At 67.9% G+C, this 19,640-nt stretch carries 9 protein-coding genes; 2 read left to right on the top strand and 7 right to left on the bottom strand.

Annotation, left to right across the window (positions count from 1 at the left end):
* Positions 1–39: 39 nt before the first annotated feature.
* Together glmS and OG230_RS12640 are read right to left on the bottom strand one after the other, a co-directional pair.
* Complete coding sequence (gene glmS, locus OG230_RS12645) at positions 40–1,869, bottom strand: glutamine--fructose-6-phosphate transaminase (isomerizing) (RefSeq protein ID WP_328910289.1); 1,830 nt, start codon at positions 1,867–1,869, stop codon at positions 40–42.
* 38 nt (positions 1,870–1,907) lie between these two features.
* Positions 1,908–2,183: a hypothetical protein gene (locus OG230_RS12640; RefSeq protein WP_328910288.1), complete on the bottom strand. Its 276-nt coding sequence runs from the start codon at positions 2,181–2,183 to the stop codon at positions 1,908–1,910.
* Between the two features lie 215 nt (positions 2,184–2,398).
* Here OG230_RS12640 and OG230_RS12635 point away from each other — a divergent pair, with 215 nt between their 5' ends.
* A complete protein-coding gene (locus tag OG230_RS12635) occupies positions 2,399–4,012 on the top strand; it encodes a beta-N-acetylhexosaminidase (protein WP_328910287.1) in 1,614 nt (537 codons plus the stop codon).
* Positions 4,013–4,086: 74 nt separating this feature from the next.
* Here the strand turns inward: OG230_RS12635 and OG230_RS12630 are convergent, their stop codons facing one another.
* From OG230_RS12630 to OG230_RS12610, 5 genes are all read right to left on the bottom strand, one after another.
* Positions 4,087–5,862 (bottom strand): IucA/IucC family protein, encoded by a 1,776-nt coding sequence (locus tag OG230_RS12630; RefSeq protein ID WP_443051541.1) that lies wholly within the window; start codon positions 5,860–5,862, stop codon positions 4,087–4,089.
* Positions 5,862–6,407: a GNAT family N-acetyltransferase gene (locus tag OG230_RS12625; protein WP_328910286.1), complete on the bottom strand. Its 546-nt coding sequence runs from the start codon at positions 6,405–6,407 to the stop codon at positions 5,862–5,864. Before OG230_RS12625 ends, OG230_RS12630 begins: the two co-directional genes overlap by 1 nt.
* On the bottom strand, positions 6,404–7,678 hold the full coding sequence (locus tag OG230_RS12620) for a lysine N(6)-hydroxylase/L-ornithine N(5)-oxygenase family protein (protein ID WP_328910285.1): 1,275 nt from the start codon (positions 7,676–7,678) through the stop codon (positions 6,404–6,406). Before OG230_RS12620 ends, OG230_RS12625 begins: the two co-directional genes overlap by 4 nt.
* Positions 7,662–9,110: a pyridoxal phosphate-dependent decarboxylase family protein gene (locus OG230_RS12615; RefSeq protein WP_328910284.1), complete on the bottom strand. Its 1,449-nt coding sequence runs from the start codon at positions 9,108–9,110 to the stop codon at positions 7,662–7,664. The genes OG230_RS12620 and OG230_RS12615 overlap by 17 nt, the downstream gene beginning before the upstream one ends.
* Positions 9,111–9,260: 150 nt before the next feature.
* Positions 9,261–10,112: a siderophore-interacting protein gene (locus tag OG230_RS12610; RefSeq protein WP_328910283.1), complete on the bottom strand. Its 852-nt coding sequence runs from the start codon at positions 10,110–10,112 to the stop codon at positions 9,261–9,263.
* A gap of 498 nt (positions 10,113–10,610) precedes the next feature.
* On the opposite strand from OG230_RS12610, the gene OG230_RS12605 reads away from it, so the two are divergent.
* The gene (locus OG230_RS12605; RefSeq protein ID WP_328910282.1) at positions 10,611–19,634 is read left to right on the top strand and encodes a golvesin C-terminal-like domain-containing protein; all 9,024 of its coding nucleotides are present in this window, start codon (positions 10,611–10,613) and stop codon (positions 19,632–19,634) included.
* The last annotated feature ends 6 nt before the right edge of the window (positions 19,635–19,640 follow it).

The following is a 19,640-nucleotide window of genomic DNA, read 5'->3' as shown; positions in this document are numbered from 1 at the left end:
GCGGGGCCGCTCTTCGTGCCGTACGGGCGGACTGGCGGACTACTCGACCGTGACGGACTTCGCCAGGTTGCGCGGCTTGTCGATGTCACGGCCCATGGCCAGTGCCGTGTGGTACGCGAAGAGCTGGAGCGGGATGCCCATCAGGATCGGGTCCAGCTCGTTCTCGTTCTTCGGTACGACGATGGTGTGGTCGGCCTTCTCCTGCACCTGGTGGGCGACGGCGAGGATGCGGCCGCTGCGGGCCTTGATCTCCTCCATCGCGGCGCGGTTCTTCTCCAGCAGCTCGTCGTCCGGGACGATCGCCACGGTCGGCATCGCGGGCTCGATGAGGGCGAGCGGACCGTGCTTCAGCTCGGAGGCCGGGTACGCCTCGGCGTGGATGTACGAGACCTCCTTGAGCTTCAGCGATGCCTCGCGGGCGACGGGGTAGCCGCGCACGCGGCCGATGAACATCATCGACTTGGCGTCCGCGTACTCGGCGGCCAGCTTCTTGATCTCGTCCTCGTTGGCGAGGATCTCGCTGATCTGGCCCGGCAGCTTGCGCAGGCCGTCGATGATCCGCTTGCCGTCGGCGACCGACAGGTCCCGGATGCGGCCCAGGTGCAGGGCGAGCAGGGCGAAGGAGACGACCGTGTTGGTGAAGCACTTGGTCGAGACGACGCAGACCTCGGGCCCGGCGTGGACGTACGTACCGCCGTCGGCCTCCCGGGCGATCGCGGAGCCGACCACGTTGACGATGCCCAGGACGCGTGCGCCCTTGCGCTTGAGCTCCTGGACGGCGGCCAGCACGTCGTACGTCTCGCCCGACTGGGAGACCGCGACGTACAGGGTGTCGGGGTCCACGACCGGGTTGCGGTAGCGGAACTCGGAGGCGGGCTCGGCGTCCGCGGGGATGCGGGCGAGCTCCTCGATCAGCTGGGCGCCGATCTGGCCCGCGTGGTACGAGGTGCCGCAGCCGAGGATCTTGATCCGGCGGACCCCGCGCGCCTCGCGGGCGTCCAGGTTCAGACCGCCGAGGTGCACGGTGGAGAACCGGTCGTCGATGCGTCCGCGCAGCACGCGGTCCACGGCGTCGGCCTGCTCGGAGATCTCCTTGTGCATGTACGTGTCGTGGCCGCCCATGTCGTACGAGGCGGCCTCCCACTCCACGGTGGTCGGCGTCGCCGTCGTGGTGGAGCCCTCCGTGGTGTACGTACGGAAGTCGTCGGCCTTGAGGGTGGCCATCTCGCCGTCGTCGAGGGTGACGACCTGGCGGGTGTGGGCGACCAGCGCGGCGATGTCGGACGCGACGAACATCTCCTTCTCGCCGATGCCGAGCACGACGGGGGAGCCGTTGCGGGCGACGACGATGCGGTCGTTGAAGTCGGCGTGCATGACGGCGATGCCGTACGTGCCCTCGACCACCTTCAGCGCCTGGCGGACCTTCTCCTCCAGGGTCTCGGCCTGGGAGCGCGCGATGAGGTGGACCAGCACCTCGGTGTCGGTCTCGGAGAGGAAGACGATGCCGTCGGCGGTGAGCTTCGCACGCAGCTCGGTGGCGTTGTCGATGATGCCGTTGTGGACGACCGCGACCTTGTGGTCGGCGTCCATGTGGGGGTGGGCGTTCTCGTCGCTCGGCGCGCCGTGGGTGGCCCAGCGGGTGTGGGCGATGCCGGCGGTGCCGGCGAAGCGCTTGGGGACGCGGGCCTCCAGCTCGCGGACCCGGCCCTTGGCCTTGACCATCTTCAGGGTGCCGGGCTTGCCCGCAGCCGCCTTGCTGGTGACCACGAGGCCCGCCGAGTCGTAACCCCGGTACTCCAGCCGCTGAAGACCCTCCAGCAGCAGGGGTGCCACATCACGCTTGCCGATATAACCGACGATTCCGCACATAGAGTCTCTGCCCCTCCATCGACGTACAAAGTGAGTGCTCAGCCGTAGACGATGCGGCGCAGCTGCCGGAGCGAGAGCTCCGGCGGTGCGACCGCGCGGTGCGGCAGCTCGCCCGCGATCCGCTCGAAGATCTCCGCGTTCACCAGGCCGCCCGACTGCAGTTCGCGGTGGCGGCGGCGGACGAAGTCATCCGTCGTCTCGTCGAAGTACGCCAGCACGTCGAGGATCACCCGGGCCGCTTCGCCGCGCTGGAGCGCGGTGCTGCGCACCAGGTGGTCGATGAGGTCGTCATGTGACGAGCGGCGTTCGAGCACTCGTCGATATTGCGCGTCGGGCGAGCATTCCGCAAGAAATCTGCCCGATATCGGGCAGGGAGGCGCGGAAATCTGACTCCGTCCGGGTTGGGGTCGCCTCGGGATGCGACCGAAGTGGTCTAGTCCCTTGACCCACCCGTGATACGCACGGTACGGATGGTGACCGTTCGGTTGCTCGAGAACCACAGGTGCGAACCCGAGGAAAGGGCCCCCTTGTGAGACAGCACAGAACGTTCTCCCGTCTGTTCGGCTCGCTGCTGCTCGTCGCGGCGGCCGGGATCGCCGGCGTCGGAGCCGCCCCGGGCGGCAGTGCCCCGGCCGCCGCGGAACCGCCCAGGCCGCTCGGCCAGATCGTGCCCGCCCCCGCCCGGGTCAAGGCGGGCGGCTCCCCGTACGCCGTCACGGAAGGCACCCGTATCCGGGTCGACGAGGACTCCGGTGAGGTCCGGCGGATCGGGGAGTACCTGGCGGACCTCCTGCGCCCCTCCACCGGCTACGCGTTGCCCGTCACCGCCCAGGACGGCAGCGACGGCATCCGCCTCCGGCTCGGCTCCACCGACCCCTCGCTGGGCGCCGAGGGCTACCGGCTCCAGTCCTCCGGCGGTTCCGTCACGATCACCGCGCGCGGTCCCGCCGGTCTGTTCCACGGGGTGCAGACCCTGCGCCAGCTGCTCCCGGCCGACGTGGAGAAGGACAGCGTCCAGGACGGGCCCTGGAAGGTCGCGGGTGGCACGCTCACGGACTCCCCCCGCTACGCGTACCGCAGCGCGATGCTCGACGTCTCGCGGCACTTCTTCTCCGTGGACGAGGTGAAGCGGTACATCGACCAGCTCGCGCTCTACAAGATCAACACGCTGCATCTGCATCTCTCCGACGACCAGGGCTGGCGCATCGCGATCGACTCCTGGCCGCGGCTGGCCGAGTACGGCGGCTCCACCGAGGTCGGCGGCGGGCCCGGCGGCCACTACACCAAGAGCGACTACAAGGAGATCCTCCAGTACGCGGCCTCGCGCTATCTGGAGGTCGTGCCCGAGATCGATATGCCCGGCCACACCAACGCGGCCCTCGCCTCGTACGCCGAGCTGAACTGCGACGGGGTCGCGCCGCCGCTCTACACGGGCACGAGTGTCGGCTTCAGTTCGCTGTGTGCGCCGAAGGCCGTGACGTACGACTTCGTCGACGACGTGATCCGTGAGCTGGCCGCCCTCACGCCCGGCAGATATCTCCACATCGGCGGCGACGAGGCGCACTCCACCAGCCACGAGGACTACGTGGCGTTCATGGAGAAGGCGCAGGCGATCGTCGGGAAGTACGGCAAGACCGTGGTCGGCTGGCACCAGCTGACCGGGGCGGAGCCGGTGGCGGGCGCGGTGGCGCAGTACTGGGGCTACGACCGGACCGGTGCCGCCGAGCGGCAGCAGGTGGCGGACGCCGCCAAGAAGGGCACGAAGCTGGTGCTGTCCCCGGCGGACCGCACGTACCTCGACATGAAGTACGACCAGAACACCCGGCTGGGCCTGGCATGGGCCGGCTACGTCGAGGTGCAGCGCTCCTACGACTGGGATCCGGCGACGTATCTCGCGGGCGTTCCGGCGGACTCCGTCCTCGGTGTCGAGGCGCCGCTCTGGTCGGAGACGCTGACGAACAGCGAGGAGATCGAGCAGATGGCGTTCCCCCGGCTGCCGGGGGTCGCGGAACTGGGATGGTCCCCCGCGGCCACGCACGACTGGGAGTCGTACAAGGTCCGGCTCGCCGCGCAGGGGCCGCGGTTCTCGGCGCTAGGCATCAACTACTACCGGTCGCCGCAGGTTCCCTGGGGCGCGGAGTGAGGTGACCGTCGTCCCCGGTCGCCGGACAGGCTCGGAACCGAGCCCGTCCGGCGACCGGGGACCGTTGTCGTGTCCTAGAAGCCCGCGATCGGGTTCTTCAGGGTGCCGATCAGCTGCAGCGCGCCCGCCGGGTCCGTCAGGTCGACCATCTGCTTGTTGTTGCGCAGCTGGAGGCGGTTCAGGCAGGACAGCGAGAACTCCTCCGTGAACATGTCGTACTGCTTGAACTTGTCCGCGAGGTACGGCACGGACTCCTGGTAGCCGGTCACGCACTCCGCGACCGTCCGCCAGAACGTGTCCTCGTCGAGGATTCCCTCCGTGGCCAGACCCGCGCCCAGGAAGCGGAAGAAGCAGTCGAAGACGTCGGTGAGGACCGACAGCAGCTTCATGTCCTCGGGGACCTCGGCACGGATGCGCTCGACCTGGGGCGGCAGCACCGCGTCCGGGTCCATGACCGCGATCTCCTCGGCGATGTCCTTGAAGATCGTGCGGCGTACGGCCCCGTCCTCGATGACCAGGATGACGTTCTCGCCGTGCGGCATGAACACCAGGTCGTAGGCGTAGAAGCTGTGCAGCACCGGGACGAGATAGGCGTCCAGGTAGCCGCGCAGCCACTGCGCGGGCGTGAGGCCCGACTCGGCGATGAGCACACCCGCGACGGAGCTGCCCTCGTGGTCGGTGTGGAGCAGCGAGGCCATCGTGGCGACCCGCTCGCCCGGCGCAAGGTCCGGGACGGGGCTCTCGCGCCACAGCGCGGCGAGCATCTTCAGGTACGGGGAGCCCTTGGCGGTCGCCGCCTCGTAGGACCGGTGGTGGTAGCCGATCGCCGCCCGCTCCCGGATGATCGAGAACCGGGCCCGGCGCAGCAGTTCGTCGCGCTCGACGAGCCCCGCGAGCCAGTCGTTGATCGCCGGCGTCGCCTCCATGTACGCGGCCGAGAGCCCGCGCATGAAGCCCATGTTGAGGACGGAGAGAGCCGTCTTCACATAGTGCTTTTCGGGGTGGTCGGCGTTGAAGAACGTACGGATCGACTGCTGCGCGAGATAGGCGTCGTCGCCCTCGCCCAGGCAGACCAGGTGCTGCTGGGCGAGCTCTCCGGCGAAGGTGACGGACAGCTTGTTCCACCACTGCCAGGGGTGCACCGGGATGAGGAGGTAGTCGTCGAGGTCGAGACCCAGACCACTCATCGTCCCGGCGAACCGGCCGCGGGTCTCCTCGCTCAGTTCACCGGCGATCAGCGTCCCGTAGTCCAGTCCGGCGCCCGCGGTGAACGTGGCGCGGTCGCGGCGGGCGGCCAGCCAGACCAGCCGGATCTCGGCCGCCGTCTCGGGGGCGTACGCGCGGTACTCGTCCACGCCGAAGCCGAGGCGCCCGTTGTTGGCGACGAAGCACGGGTGGCCCTCGGTCATCCCGGTCTCGATCGCCTGGAACCCCGCGGCGACGAGCTCGGCGGAGGTGGCCGGTTCCTTGGTCAGTTTGTACGCGGTTCCGGCCAGCGTGGAGGAGATCTCCTCCAGGTAGACCGGCAGGATCTCTTCCGAGAGCCCCAGTGTCGAGCGCAGCTCGATGAAGAACTCCAGCGCGTCCAGCGGGAGTTCGGCGCCGTGCCGGTGGCGGGTGATGGAGTCCGCTTCGACCTGCCAGTGGTCGAGGGCGAAGCGGCGGGCGGCGAAGCGGTACTCGGTCTCCGCGTCGTCGCTGCGTACCGAGTAGCGGTCGTCACCGAGCGGGGCGGGGGCCAGCAGGCGTTCGTGGGTGAACTCGGCGAGACCCTTGCGGATCAGCTGCCGGTTGGCGACGGCCCAGCGCTCGGGGGAGAGGTGGGCGACGCTTTCGGTGATGGCCGGCATCAGGAGAGCCCTCCGGTCGTGGCCTGGAACTGTTCACGGGTGCAGGCGCTGAGCAGCGCGGTCTTCTCGGGCTTGACGATCTCGCGGAGGATCTCGAAGCCGACGGCCTTGTTCAGGGCGTGCACCGCGCCGTTGCGCACGTCGGGCTCGACGACGACCCGGAGCACCGAGGGGTCGGTGAACAGCTCCTTCATCACGGCCGTGATCACCGCGAGCGTGAAGCCGTGCAGCGGGGTGTCGGTGGGGGCGACCAGGAAGTGCATCCCGATGTCGCCCGGCTCGGCCTCGTACAGCCCCTTGAGCTCGACCTCGGCCGGGTCGTAGCGCTCCATGAGGAAGGCGGGCTCCCCGTCGTGCAGCCCGATGAAGGCGTCGTGGTGCGCGTGGGAGGCGATCGCCATGTACTCGCGCTCGACGTCCTGGAGCCGGGCGTCGCCCATCATCCAGAAGGACGCCTTGGGGTGGGTGACCCAGCCGTGCACCAGCTCGGCGTCGGACAGGGGGTCCAGCGGGCGGATGGTGAAGGTACCGATGGCCTGGCTCATATCGCGAACTCCTGGAAGGCGATGGACTTCTCGACCGGGTAGTACTCACGGCCGAGCAGTTCGCCGATGATGTACGCGTTGCGGTAGGCACCCATGCCCAGGTCGGGCGAGGTGATCGAGTGGGTGTGCGTGCCCGCGTTCTGGAGGAACACGCCGCGCCCCGTGGTGTCGATGCTGTAGTTGCGCGCCACGTCGAAGCGGCCCCGGCTGTCGTGTCTCAGCCGGCCGGTGACCGGTTCGAGGAAGGCCGGAGGGGTGTACTTGTAGCCGGTGGCGAGGATCAGCCCCTGGGTGCTCAGGGAGTAGTCCTTGCCCTGCTCCTCCTGGCGCAGGCCGAGCGTGTACGTGCCGGACTCCTCCTCGTAACGGGCACTGTTCAGCGAGGAGTTGGTGAGCAGGCGGGTGGGGACGGGGCCCGGCAGGTTCTTCTGGTAGAGCAGGTCGAAGATCGCGTCGATCAGTTCGCCGTCGATCCCCTTGAACAGGCCCTTCTGGCCGGACTCCAGCCGGTAGCGGGCCTCCTCGGGCAGGGCGTGGAAGTAGTCCACGTACTCCGGCGAGGTCATCTCCAGCGTCAGCTTGGTGTACTCCAGCGGGAAGAACCGCGGGGAGCGGGTCACCCAGTTGAGCCGGTAGCCGTGCACGTCGATCTCGGAGAGCAGGTCGTAGTAGATCTCCGCCGCGCTCTGGCCGCTGCCGACGAGGGTGATGGACTCCTTGGCCTGGAGCGCCGCCTTCTCCTCCAGGTAGCGGGAGTTGTGCAGCAGGTCGCCGCCCAGCCCCTGGCACGCCTCCGGGATGTACGGCGGGGTTCCGGTGCCCAGGACGAGGTGGCGGGCGCGGAAGACGCCGTCGGCGGTGCGGACGGTGTAGAGCTCGTCGCTCTCCTCGTACGTAACCGACTGAACGGTCTGGTTGAACCTGATACTGCTCAGTTTCGCGGCAGCCCAGCGGCAGTAGTCGTTGTACTCGGTCCGCAGGGGATAGAAGTTCTCCCGGATGTAGAAGGAGTACAGCCGGCCCCGCTCCTTGAGGTAGTTCAGGAAGGAGTACGGCGACGTCGGGTCGGCCATCGTCACGAGGTCCGACATGAACGGCGTCTGGAGATGGGCCCCTTCGAGGAACATGCCGGCGTGCCACTCGAAGTCCGGCTTGGACTCCAGGAAGACGCCGTTCAGCTCGTCGATCGGCTCGGTCAGGCACGCGAGCCCGAGGTTGAACGGTCCGAGTCCGATCCCGATGAAGTCGTGGGGGTCAGGAAGCGCGGTCAAGGGTGTCTCCCAGGTACTGCTCGGCGTGGCCCGAGATCAGGTCGAGGACCGCGGTGATGTCCTGCGCGGTCGTTTCGGGGTTGAGCAGGGTGAACTTCAGGTACTGGCGGTCGCCGACCTTCGTGCCGGCGACGACGGCCTCGCCGGAGGCGAACAGGGCCTTGCGGGCGTAGAGGTTGGCCCGGTCGATCTCGGCGGGCGCGGTGACGGCCGCGGGGATGAAACGGAAGACCAGGGTGGAGAGCTGCGGTTCGACGACGACGTCGAAGCGCGGGTCGGCGGCGAGGAGCCGCCAGCCCTCGGCGGCCAGTCCGCAGACCTCGTCGAAGAGCTCGCCCACACCGTCGGCGCCCATGACGCGCAGCGTCATCCAGAGCTTCAGCGCGTCGAATCTGCGGGTGGTCTGGAGGGACTTGTCCACCTGGTTGGGGATGCGTTCCTGGGCCATGCGCTGCGGGTTGAGGTACTCCGCGTGGTACGTGGCATGGCGCAGCGTCGCCCGGTCGCGGACCAGTACGGCCGAGGAACTGACAGGCTGGAAGAAGGACTTGTGGTAGTCCACCGTGACCGAGTCGGCGCGCTCGATGCCGTCGATGAGGCCGCGGCGGGTACGCGAGGCCAGCAGCCCGCAGCCGTAGGCGGCGTCCACGTGCATCCAGGTGGAGAAGCGCTCGCAGAGGGCGGCGATCTCGGGGAGCGGGTCGATGGAGCCGAAGTCGGTGGTGCCGGCGGTGGCGACGACCGCCATCGGCACGGCGCCCTCCGCGACGCACTGCTCCAGCGCGCGGGCCAGCGCCACGGTCTGCATGCGCTTGTTGCTGTCGACGGGCACGGCCACGACGGAGTCGGGCCCCAGACCGAGGAGTTTCGCCGACTTCTGGACGCTGAAGTGGCTGCACTCGGAGGCGAAGATCCGCAGCCGGCTGAAGTGCTCCGGGCGGGACTTGGCCTCCTCACGGGCCAGCAGGAGGGCCTGGAGGTTCGACTGCGTACCGCCGCTGGTGAAGATGCCGTCCGCAGCCGGGCCGAGGCCGATGCGCTCGGTGGTCCAGTCGATCAGTTTGCGCTCGATGAGCGTGCCGCCCGCGCTCTGGTCCCAGGTGTCCAGGGAGGAGTTGACGGCCGAGAGCACGGCCTCGCCGAGGACGGCGGGGATGACGACGGGGCAGTTGAGGTGGCCCAGGTAGCGCGGGTGGTGGAAGTAGACGGCATCGCGGAGGTAGACGTCCTCGAGTTCGTCGAGAGCGGCCGACGCGTCGCCCAGGGGCCGGTCCAGGTCTATCGCGTCGATGACGGGCGCCAGCTCGTCGACGCCGATTCCGCTGAACGGCCGCTCGGTGGCGGCGAGTTTGGCCGCGACCCGTTCGACTCCTGCGGTGACGGAGCGACGGTAGTGCTCTGCGGTCGAGTCGTTGAGCAGGTGCGAACGCATGAGGGGGGTCCTCCCGGGTGAGGGGAACTTCATCGAAACCCTCCGGGCAGGAGAAAGGGGACGAGGGTGCGATGTCGAAGTAAGGTTAGCCTAACCTAAGTTTTGACGTCCGCGTCCCCCGTCCCCTCCTGGGTCCGGAAGTTGTCTGGTTCATGCGCCTTCGGTGGCTGCTTCGGCGCGCAACTGCTCCTCGCTGAGCCCGCGGCGCCAGTAACCGACGAAGGTCACCCGCTTGCGGTCGAACTTCCGCTCCTGCACGAGGTGTCGGCGCAGCGCCCGCACCTCCGAGGATTCGCCCGCGATCCAGACGTACGGAGTCCCGGAGGGCAGCTCCGCGGCGCGGACGGCGTCCACCGCGGAGGGGGCGCCCTCCCCGCGTACGAGCCAGTTGATCTTTGCTCGCGAGGCGGTGTTGAGGGCCTGGCGGTCCTCGGTGTGCCCGACCTCCAGCCAGACCAGGGCGCGCATTCCGGCCGGCAGCCACTCCAGGGCCGCCGAAGCGGCGGGCAGTGCCGTCTCGTCGGCCCAGATCAGCACCCAGTCGGTGCCCTGCGGGGGGCGGAAGCGGACGGCCGTGTTGTCCTCGACGGCCGGGCCGAGCGCTTTGACGCGCAGGCCCGGAGCGGCGGCGGTCGCCCAGCGGGAGGCCGGTCCGCCGTCCGCGTGCAGCGCGAAGTCGATGTCTATCTCGGTCGAGCCGTCGTCCGCGCGGCGCTGGGCCCGCACCGTGTACGAGCGCATGACCGCCCGTTCGTCCTCGGGGAGCGCCCGCCAGGCGGCGAACCACTCGCCGTTCTCGTCGACCGGGACCACGGGGTCGGACTGTCCGGGGTGCGGCAGGAAGAGCGAGAGGCTCTGGTCCCGGCCTCCGGCCGCGAAGCCGTCGAGGCCGGGACCGCCGAAGGTGACCCGGAGCATGGACGGCCCGAGCCGTCTGGTCCGCAGAACTGTCAGGCCGAAGAACCGGAAGGGAGCTATGGCGGGTGCGGTGGCGGTGGACATGCGGGCACTCCTCCGGAACGGGCCGGGGTTCCCGAGGGGAGCCCGGCAGCGGCGGTCCGAAGGAAGGTTAGCCTACCCTTGCCCATTGGTGAACGGGGCGTAGGGGCGGTACGCCTGACGGAAAGGGGTTATTCGGCCAGCCCGCTGATCTCCTCGAAGGCGTACGGGCCGAGGCCCGTTGCGCCTGCGCCCCGCTTGCGCTCCGCAACGGCCTCACGGCTCCATGCGGTCCTTGGCTATCGGCGGTTCTGGAGACGAAGGCGCCTTAAGTGCGCTATGCCCCATCCGTTCTCACAGTTGACATGAACCCCTTCAGACGCAGTACAACTCTTGCGCCGGTGACGAACGCTGGGGAGCCGGTCCTGTACCGACCGTCACCACCCAGTCATTTCGCGCACCCCTGCGAAGAGCCTGGTCCGGTGCGGTCCGAAGGCACTGAGGGTGACATACGCGATGTTCGGACGACGCACACGCCGAAATCTGACGACCGGCACGATTGTGGGGCTGCTCTTAGCGGGCCTGCCGCAACCGGCGTTCGCCGCCCAGGTCGAGGGCAAGGCCCTCGTCGACGGGGTGCGAAGCTGGTTCGGAGCCGACGACGACGGTGGCGACGGGGAGAGATCCCGGCCACCCGAGCTCCCCGACGAGGGGGTGACGGACAACCAACGTCTCCCCGAAGGGCGCGAGGCGCCCAAGCCGAAGCGGACGGCCGAGCTCAAGGACCGGCGCACACCCAGCGCGCGCTACTGGAAGCTCTCCGACGGCAGGGTCCAGGCCGAGGTCTCCGGCACGCCGACGCACTACGAGTCGGGCAAGGACTGGAAGGCCATCGACACGACGGTGCGCCCCACCGGCCGTGACGGCTTCAGCCACGCCAACACCACCAACGTCGCCGGGACTTCGTTCGGCTCCGACCCGGACCGGCTCGTCCGCTTCGCCACCGAGTCCGGTCACTGGGTGACCGTCGGTCTCAAGAAGCCGGCGGAGTCGAAGCTCACCCCGAAGGTGTCCGGCAACGCCGTCACCTACGCGGGCGCCCTGGGTACGGGAGCGGACCTCCGCTACACCGTCGGCCACGGCTCGGTGAAGGAGGACATCGTCCTCGCCGCCCCGCCCGCCGGGAGCGCCGCGTACACCTTCACCCTCGACACCAAGGGGCTGACGGCCAACCAGCTCAAGAACGGCTCCATCGCCCTCTACAGCGAGAGCGGCGGCTCCGGGCGCCCCGAGCTGGTCATCCCCGCGCCGTTCATGACGGACGCGAAGAAGGACGCCGGTTCCGCGTACGGCACGTCCTCCAGTGACGCCGTCCAGCAGAAGCTCACGGGCGCGAAGGGCTCGTACGAGCTCGTCCTGCGCCCGGACGCGAAGTGGCTGGCCGCCCCCGAGCGGCAGTACCCGGTGGTGATCGACCCGACGATCTCGATCGCGCCGACGTCCACCCAGTCCCAGGACGTGATGATCTCCTCGGACGACCCGGCCGAGAACTACGACGGCAACTGGCGGCTGTCCGTCGGTGCCACGAGCCTCGGCGGGGCCTCCCGCGCCCTGGTGCGGTTCCCCCTGACCGGCGTCCCGGCCGGCGTGAAGCTCGACTCCGCCGACCTGAAGCTCTACTACGACCAGACGCACGGCACGGCCGACACGGACGTCCCCCTGGAGGCGCACCGCGCCACCTCGGCCTGGGACGAGACCACCGCCACGTGGAACAGCGCCAAGGACATCACGGGTGAGCTCTCCGGCACCTCGGTCGTCGTGGACGACGGAGACACCGGCGCCACCGCGGCCAAGGGTGCCTGGCCCGCGTCCGGGAACACCGCGTTCACGCAGTACGCGGTCAACAAGGACTACCTGTACAACAAGGACACGGTCGCCGGGGACACGTACACCTGGCAGCCGCAGATCCCCTCGGACGGCACCTACCGGGTCGACGTCCACAGCATCCCGGCGTCGGACCGTGCCACCAACGTCCCCTACACCGTGACGTACGACGGCGGCACCAAGGCGTACACCGTCGACCAGACCGCCGGTACGGGCGGCGTGTGGAAGACGCTCGGCAGCCACCCCTTCAAGGCGGGCACGGCGGGCAAGGTCGTCCTCGGTGACGGCCCGGCCTCCACCTCCACCTCGGTCATCGCCGACGCGGTACGGCTGACCAAGGGCGGCACCGTCACCAAGCGGGCGGGGGTCGTCAACACCTGGCACTCCTTCGGTGTCACCGACACCGTGCAGTCCTGGATCAACGGCACCAACACCAACAACGGCTTCGTGGTCAAGGCCGCCGACGAGTCCGCGACCGGACCCATGGGCGGACCGCGCTACGAGGCCGCCGAATTCGCGTACAAGGGTGAGGGCGCCAACTTCCCGCGCCTCGTGCTGACCTGGGGCCGCCCCGGAGTCACCCTCGACGCACCGAGGGTCATCCACTCCACCGGCGCCGAGCTGAACTGGTCCGCGTACGTCGACCCGTCCACGGTTTCGACGGCCGACGACATCGTGGAGTACCAGGTACACCGCAGCGTGTTCCAGACCTTCACGCCGTCCTCGCAGACCCTGCTCGCGCCCGTGGCGCCCAACAGCAGGTCCTTCACGGACTCCACCGCCACGCCGACCCCGGCGGACTCGGCGGACACCTTCGGGAACGTCTTCTACTACATGGTCGCGGTGAAGACGCGGGACGGGCAGGTGATCCCGGCTCCCACCGAGATCGTCAAGCTGCCCACCGCGGGCCGGACGACCGTCGTCCTCCAGGGCGACGCGGCGGACACGACGCTCGCCAGCGCCCAGCCCACCACCGGCCACGACGCGATATCCGAATCGGGAATCAACCACCCGTGGATGACGGTCGGCAACAACTCCGCGACCTACGGCAAGACGCGGGCGCTCCTGAAGTTCCCCTCGCTGAGCGAGGTCCCCGCCGGGGCTCGCGTCCTGGAGGCGCAGCTCGACCTGTGGGGCACGCTGACCACCACCGGTACCGCCGGTGCGGTCTACGAACTGCGCGGACTCACCAAGGACTTCGACGAGTCCACCGCGAGCTGGAACAACGCCACCGCCACCACTCCGTGGACGGCACCGGGCGGTGACATGGGCACGGCCGTCGCCGACACGGTGGGCGAGGTCACCAACGACCCCGCGCGCCAGAGCTGGATGCTCACCTCGCTGGCCCAGCAGTGGGTCTCCCAGCCCACGAGCAACAAGGGCGTGGCGATCCGGCTCAAGGACGAGTCCCTGAGCGGGCCGCAGGAACGCACCGTGTTCCTGTCCTCCGAGGCCGAGGAGCCGCAGCTGCGGCCCCAGCTCGTCGTCACGTACATCGACAAGTCCACGGACTCGACGTACTACGCCCCCGACACCCCGTCGCGGATGATCCCGGGCGACCAGTACGGCATCGACGTCACCCTCACCAACACCACCACGACGGAGTGGAAGTCGGCCGACCAGGCCCTCTCCTACACCTGGTCCCTGCCCGACGGCACGGACGCCACCACCGGCGGCAACCAGCTGCAGACGGCGCTGCCGAAGAACGTCCTGCCCGGTGAGACCGTCACGGTCAAGGCGCAGCTGAAGACCCCGATCAACTCGGACTCCGGCAACAAGCGCCTCGACTACGTCCTCAAGTGGGACCTGCGCAACAACACGACGGGCACCTGGCTCTCGGCCACCGAGTCCATCCCGCCGCTCGCGCAGAACGTGCGCGTGGAGGACCCGACCTCCGACCAGCTGGGCATGGAGAAGTTCTTCTCGTACAGCGGGAAGAACACCGGCGGCGGTGGCACGCTGATGAACAACCTGTACGCGGGCAACACGGTCTGGCAGTACAACGCGCTGAGCAACCCGGGCCGAGGCCTCTCGACCTTCGCGCGCTTCGCGTACAACTCGCTCGACACCTCGGACACCGTCCTCGGCCACGGCTGGTCGGCGCAGGCCGCCTCGCCGCTGCGCCTGGGCGCGGCGCTCGACTTCCACCCCAACCCGCACCCGACCGAGGTGACCCTGCCGGACGGCGACGGCACCTCACACATCTTCCGCAAGCAGGAGGACGGGTCGTGGAAGGCGCCCGCGGGCGTGCACTACCTGCTGGAACAGGGTTCCGGAGTGGACTGCACACCGGACAAGGACGGTGACCCGCAGGCGTGGTCGCTGACCCGCCCGGACCGTACGCGGTTCTTCTTCGACTGCGACGGCTATGTGACCTCGACGGTGGACAAGAACGGCAACACCCAGCTGTTCACCTACGAGGAGCGCAAGTCCAACAACAAGCCGGTCAAGTTCCTCCGGTACATCACCGACCCGGCGGGCCGGCAGACACTCACCCTGGACTACTACTCCAAGGCGGAGAGCAGCAACCCGAAGATCATCGACCACCTCAAGTCGATGACCGACGTCTCGCTGCGCAAGCTGACCTTCGAGTACTCGGACAAGGGACTGCTCACCAAGCTCACCGACGGCGCGGGCTCGTCCCAGCCGAAGGTGTTCCTCTTCGAATACGACGCCACGCAGGGCAACAAGAACGTCAAGCTGGTCAAGACGACCGACCCGCGCGGCAACGCCACCTCGCTCGACTACTACTACCCGAACGAGGGCGAGGACCCGAAGTTCCACTGGTACACCCAGCAGATCACCGACCGTCTCGGCGGTAACACGGGCTTCGTGTACACCGACACGGACGGCACCGCGGGCTCGGTGATCGAGACCAAGGTGACGGACGCGGAGAACCACGTCACGACGCAGGTCCTCGACGGCTACGGGCGCGCCACCCAGATCACCAATGCCAAGTCGGAGACGAGCAAGCTCAACTGGGACCCGGACAACAACGTCACCCGGCTGGAGGAGGCCAACGGGGCCTACACCACCTGGGTCTACGACCAGAAGACCGGCTACCCGCTGGAGCAGAAGGACGCCGAGGCCAACAAGAACGGCACCCCGGCTCGTACCTACACCTACTCCACCGGGCTGAACGGCCACATCGCCGATCTCTTCGAGAAGCGGTCTCCCGAGGGCCGCACGTGGCGGTTCGGCTACGACCTCCGTGGCAACGTGACCTCGGTCACCGACCCCAAGGGCCTCGCGACGGCGACCCTGGACGACTACACCTCGAAGTCCGAGTACGACGCGTACGGCCAGCTGACGAAGTCGATCGATGCCAACGGCCACGCGACCGTCAACAGTGACTTCCAGCCCATCGGCTTCCCGGCGACGATCACCGACGCCACGAACGCCCTGTCCACCTTCGTGTACGACGAGCGCGGCAACGTCACCAAGGTCACCAACGCCAAGGGTGCCGTGGTCACACAGGCCTACGACACCTTCGCCCGCCCGCTGGAGAAGAAGGAGCCGAAGGACCAGGCGTCCGGGGACTTCATCACGACACCGGCGCCCGTCTACGACGCGAACGACAACATCACACGGACGGTTTCGCCGAACGGTTCCCTGTCCGACTCCGTGTACGACAAGGCCGACCAGCTCACCGACTCGACCATGCCCGGAGACGAGGCAACCGCTCCGGCTCGCAGGACGACCGCCACCTACGACAAGGTCGGCAACGTCGTCACGATCACCGACCCCCGGGGAAATGAGACCCCGACCGTCGGGGATCACACCTCGACGACCAGATACGACGCGGTGTACCAGCCGGTCGAAATGCTGGATTCGGACGGCGGCAAGGTCACCACGGCGTACGACAGCGTCGGAAACATCGTCAAGGTGTCGGACCCGAAGAAGAACGCCAGCGCCGACCCCGACGACTACACCACCTCCTTCACCAACGACCTGAACCACCGGGTCGTGAAGACCACGGATGCCATCGGCAACTTCACCTCCGTCGCGTACGACCTCGATGGACTCACCGTCGGCAAGACGGACTCCGAGGGCAATGAGGCGCTCGCCGTGTACGACGAGCGCGGCGCGCTCGCCGAGTCGAAGGTGCCGTTCGCCAAGGACGGCTCAGGGGGCATCACCTATCGCACCACCAAATACGCGTACGACCAGGTGGGCAACCGCACGAAGACCATCACTCCGCGCGGGGTCGAGACCACCGACGACGCGACCGACTTCACGGCGGAGACCGTCTACGACGAACTGAACCGGGTCAAGGAGGAGCGGTCACCCTTCGACAAGGATGTGACCCGCTACAACACACCCGATTCAACGTTCTACTTCTATGACTCCGTCGGCAACCTGAGCTCCGTCTCGGCCCCGCCGTCGGACGGTCAGAGCGTCCGCAACATCACCGAGTACAGCTACTTCGACAACGGCTGGACCCGGACCGCGAAGGACCCGTGGGACATCACCACGTCCTATGAGTACAACGACCTGGGCCAGCAGACGAAGAACACCATGACCTCGGCCGGCGGGTCCCAGCAGCGCACCATGACCTGGGACTTCTTCGACTCCGGTAATCAGCGGGCCCGCTCGGACGACGGGGTGCCCGTCGGCAAGCAGGTGGTACTGGTCGACAGCTCGGACTTCAACAACACGGCGATTCAGGGCAACTGGGCGCGTACCCAGGCCGAGCAGCAGTACGGCTACGACACCTACTCGCATCCTGCCGGTTCTGGCGCGGACCAGTTCGTGTGGCAGTTGAACATCCCGCAGAACGGCACCTACGAGGTCCTCGTACGGCACCCGAAGATGACGGGGGCCGCGAGCGACGCCAAGTTCACGATCGATTACAGCGGCGGCAGAGTCACCAAGACCGTCAACCAGACCCAGAACACCGGCACCTGGGTCTCGCTCGGCAGCTACGCGTTCGTCGAGGACGGACCGCAGAAGGTCAGCGTCACTGACCAGGCCAACGGAACGGTTCTCGCCGACACGGTGAAGCTGGTCCGCGCCAACACCGGTGAGACCGACACCGAGAAGAAGGACTTCACCTACAAGTACGACGCCAACGGTGCCATGGTGGAGGTCAAGGACAACTCCTCCGGTGCCGAGGTCGACACGTACAAGATCGCGTACGACGGCGGAAACCGCATCTCCAAGGTCGAGGAGGTCGCGAGCGGAACGGTCAAGAACACCACCGCGCTGACCTACGACGCCAACGGCAACCCCGTCACCTCCACCCACGATCTGACCTGGTCGAAGATCGAGTACGACGCACGCGAACTGGTATCCAAGGTCACCAACGCGGACTCGGCGACGGCGGGCAACCAGCAGGTCACCACGCTGGAGTACACCGCCCGCGGGCAGCTGCTCAAGCAGACCCGGCCCAACGGCAACACGCTCGGCATGTCCTACTACCTCGACGGCTCGGTCAAGCAGTCAGTCGAGAAGACCTCGGGCGGGACCGTCGTCTCCCAGCACGACCTGGAGTACTCGTCCAACGGGCACCGCTCCAAGGACGTACTGAAGCTGATGAACGCCGACGACAACGCGGCGTACATCAACAACACCTACACCTTCGGCTACGACCCCCAGGACCGGGTCACGAAGGTCGACAAGACCGGTGACTCGCCGGCCACCGAGTCCTACACCTACGACCGCAACAGCAACGTCATCGAGCAGACGGTCGACGACACCACCACGACCCAGCGCTACGACCGCAACCGGCTGCTGAGCGCGAGCGCCGAAGGCGTCTCCTCCACCTACAACTACGACCCGCTCGGCCGGCTCGACACCGTCAGCATCGGCGGCCAGACCGCGCAGAAGTACACCTACGACGGCTTCGACCGCCAGGTGAAGGCCCGTGCGGGCTCCGGCGCGGCATCGGTGAGCACGTCCTACACCTACGACCCGTTCGACCGGACCGTCTCCCAGGTCACCTCCGGCGCCGAGTCCAAGACCACGGCGTTCACCTACCTCGGTCTGGACAACCAAGTCCTGCGCGAGGAGCTGGACGGCAAGGCCGACAAGTCCTACCAGTACCTGCCGTCCGGCCAGCAGGCCACACAGATCAAGCACAAGGACGACGGCAGCAAGGAGTACTCGCAGTACACGACCAGCCCGCGCGGTGACATCGAGGCGATCACCAAGGAGGACGGCAAGACCCGTTCGACGTACGGATACACCGCGTACGGCAAGGACGACGCCTCGCAGTTCACCGGCGCGGACAAGCCGGATTCCGGCAACCCCGGCAAGGAGTCGTACAACGCCTTCCGGTTCAACTCGTCCCGCTGGGACAAGGGCTCCGGCACGTACGACATGGGCTTCCGCAACTACGACCCGGGTCTGAACCGCTTCACGACCCGCGACTCCTACGGCGGGGCGCTCGCCGACATGTCGCTGGCCACGGACCCGTTCACCGGTAACCGCTACGCCTTCGCAGGCGGCAACCCGGTCAGCTTCGTGGAGCTCGACGGGCATTTGTTCGGCATGTCGCTGTCCGACATCGGCCATGCCGCACTCGATGTCGTCGGCCTGATCCCGGTGGTCGGCGAGGTCGCGGACGTCGCCAATGGCATCTGGTATGCGGCCGAGGGCAACTACGTCGACGCCGCACTGTCCATGGCCTCGGCGATCCCGCTCGTGGGTTACGGGGCCACGGCGATCAAGGCCGGTAAGTACGCCAAGAAGGGCCTCGACGCGGCCGACACGGCCAACGACGTTCGCAAGAGCGCGGACAAGGTCGACGACGTGGCCGACGCGAGCAGTGCGGCCCGCAAGACAGACGGCGATACGCCCGGCGCTCCTAAGAAGGAGCCCGAAGCCCCCAAGTGCACCAACAGCTTCGTTCCCGGCACTCGGGTGGTGATGGCCGACGGCTCCACCAAGGCCATCGAGGAGCTGCGCGAGGGCGACCACGTCCTCTCCACCGACGTCGAGTCCAGTGACACCCGCAGCCGGGAGGTGACCGACACCCTCAGCAGTAAGGGCGGAAAGGACCTTGTCACGCTGACCGTCGACGTGGACGGCCGGGACGGGAGGAAGACCGCCAACATCACGTCCACCGAGGCGCACACCTACTGGCTGCCCGACGCGGGCCGTTGGGTGGAGGCCGTCGACCTCGAACCCGGTGCGTGGCTGCGTACCTCCAGTGGCACCTGGGTACAGGTCACCGCCGTCGATCACCAGCACCGCACCGCACGCGTCCACAATCTGACCGTCGACGGCGTCCACACCTACTACGTGGCCGTGGCCGGACAGAGTCTGCTCGTACACAACGCGAACTGCGGACCGACCGAAGTCACGGTCAAGTACGAGCAGGGGATGTCGAAGGTCGAGTTCGCCAAGAAGGCGGCCGCCCTGCAGAAGCTGAGCGACCAGGGGAAGCTCTTCAAGGCCCCCAACCCGGTTAAGCGCAACAGCCAAATCACCAAGAACTACAAGGGCGACCTGATCAAGCGGGTCTACGACCAGTACGGGTCGACGAACCCGGCCTTCGCCGACAAGCTCAAGGACCGGATTCTCAACCGGATGGACCCCGACCACGTCCATGAGCTGCAACTCGGCGGTGCCGACGCGGCCAGTAACCTCAAGATGCTGGACCGGTTCACCAACTGGCACATCGGCACCCAGCAGATCTGGCCGCAGATCAAGAACCTGGATGATTTCACCCCGATCAAGATCAAGGTCGAATGGTAGGTGTGA

Source organism: Streptomyces sp. NBC_00234, assembly GCF_036195325.1.
Lineage (GTDB): Bacteria > Actinomycetota > Actinomycetes > Streptomycetales > Streptomycetaceae > Streptomyces.
Note: the sequence above shows the minus strand (reverse complement) of the source record. Positions and strands in the feature narration are given on the sequence as shown.

What these genes read in the sequence shown, in the direction of transcription:
- glmS (WP_328910289.1), bottom strand. Translation starts at nt 1,869, where the DNA reads ATGTGCGGAATCGTCGGTTATATCGGCAAGCGTGATGTGGCACCCCTG.
- OG230_RS12630 (WP_443051541.1), bottom strand. Translation starts at nt 5,862, where the DNA reads ATGCCGGCCATCACCGAAAGCGTCGCCCACCTCTCCCCCGAGCGCTGG.
- OG230_RS12625 (WP_328910286.1), bottom strand. Translation starts at nt 6,407, where the DNA reads ATGAGCCAGGCCATCGGTACCTTCACCATCCGCCCGCTGGACCCCCTG.
- OG230_RS12615 (WP_328910284.1), bottom strand. Translation starts at nt 9,110, where the DNA reads ATGCGTTCGCACCTGCTCAACGACTCGACCGCAGAGCACTACCGTCGC.
- OG230_RS12610 (WP_328910283.1), bottom strand. Translation starts at nt 10,112, where the DNA reads ATGTCCACCGCCACCGCACCCGCCATAGCTCCCTTCCGGTTCTTCGGC.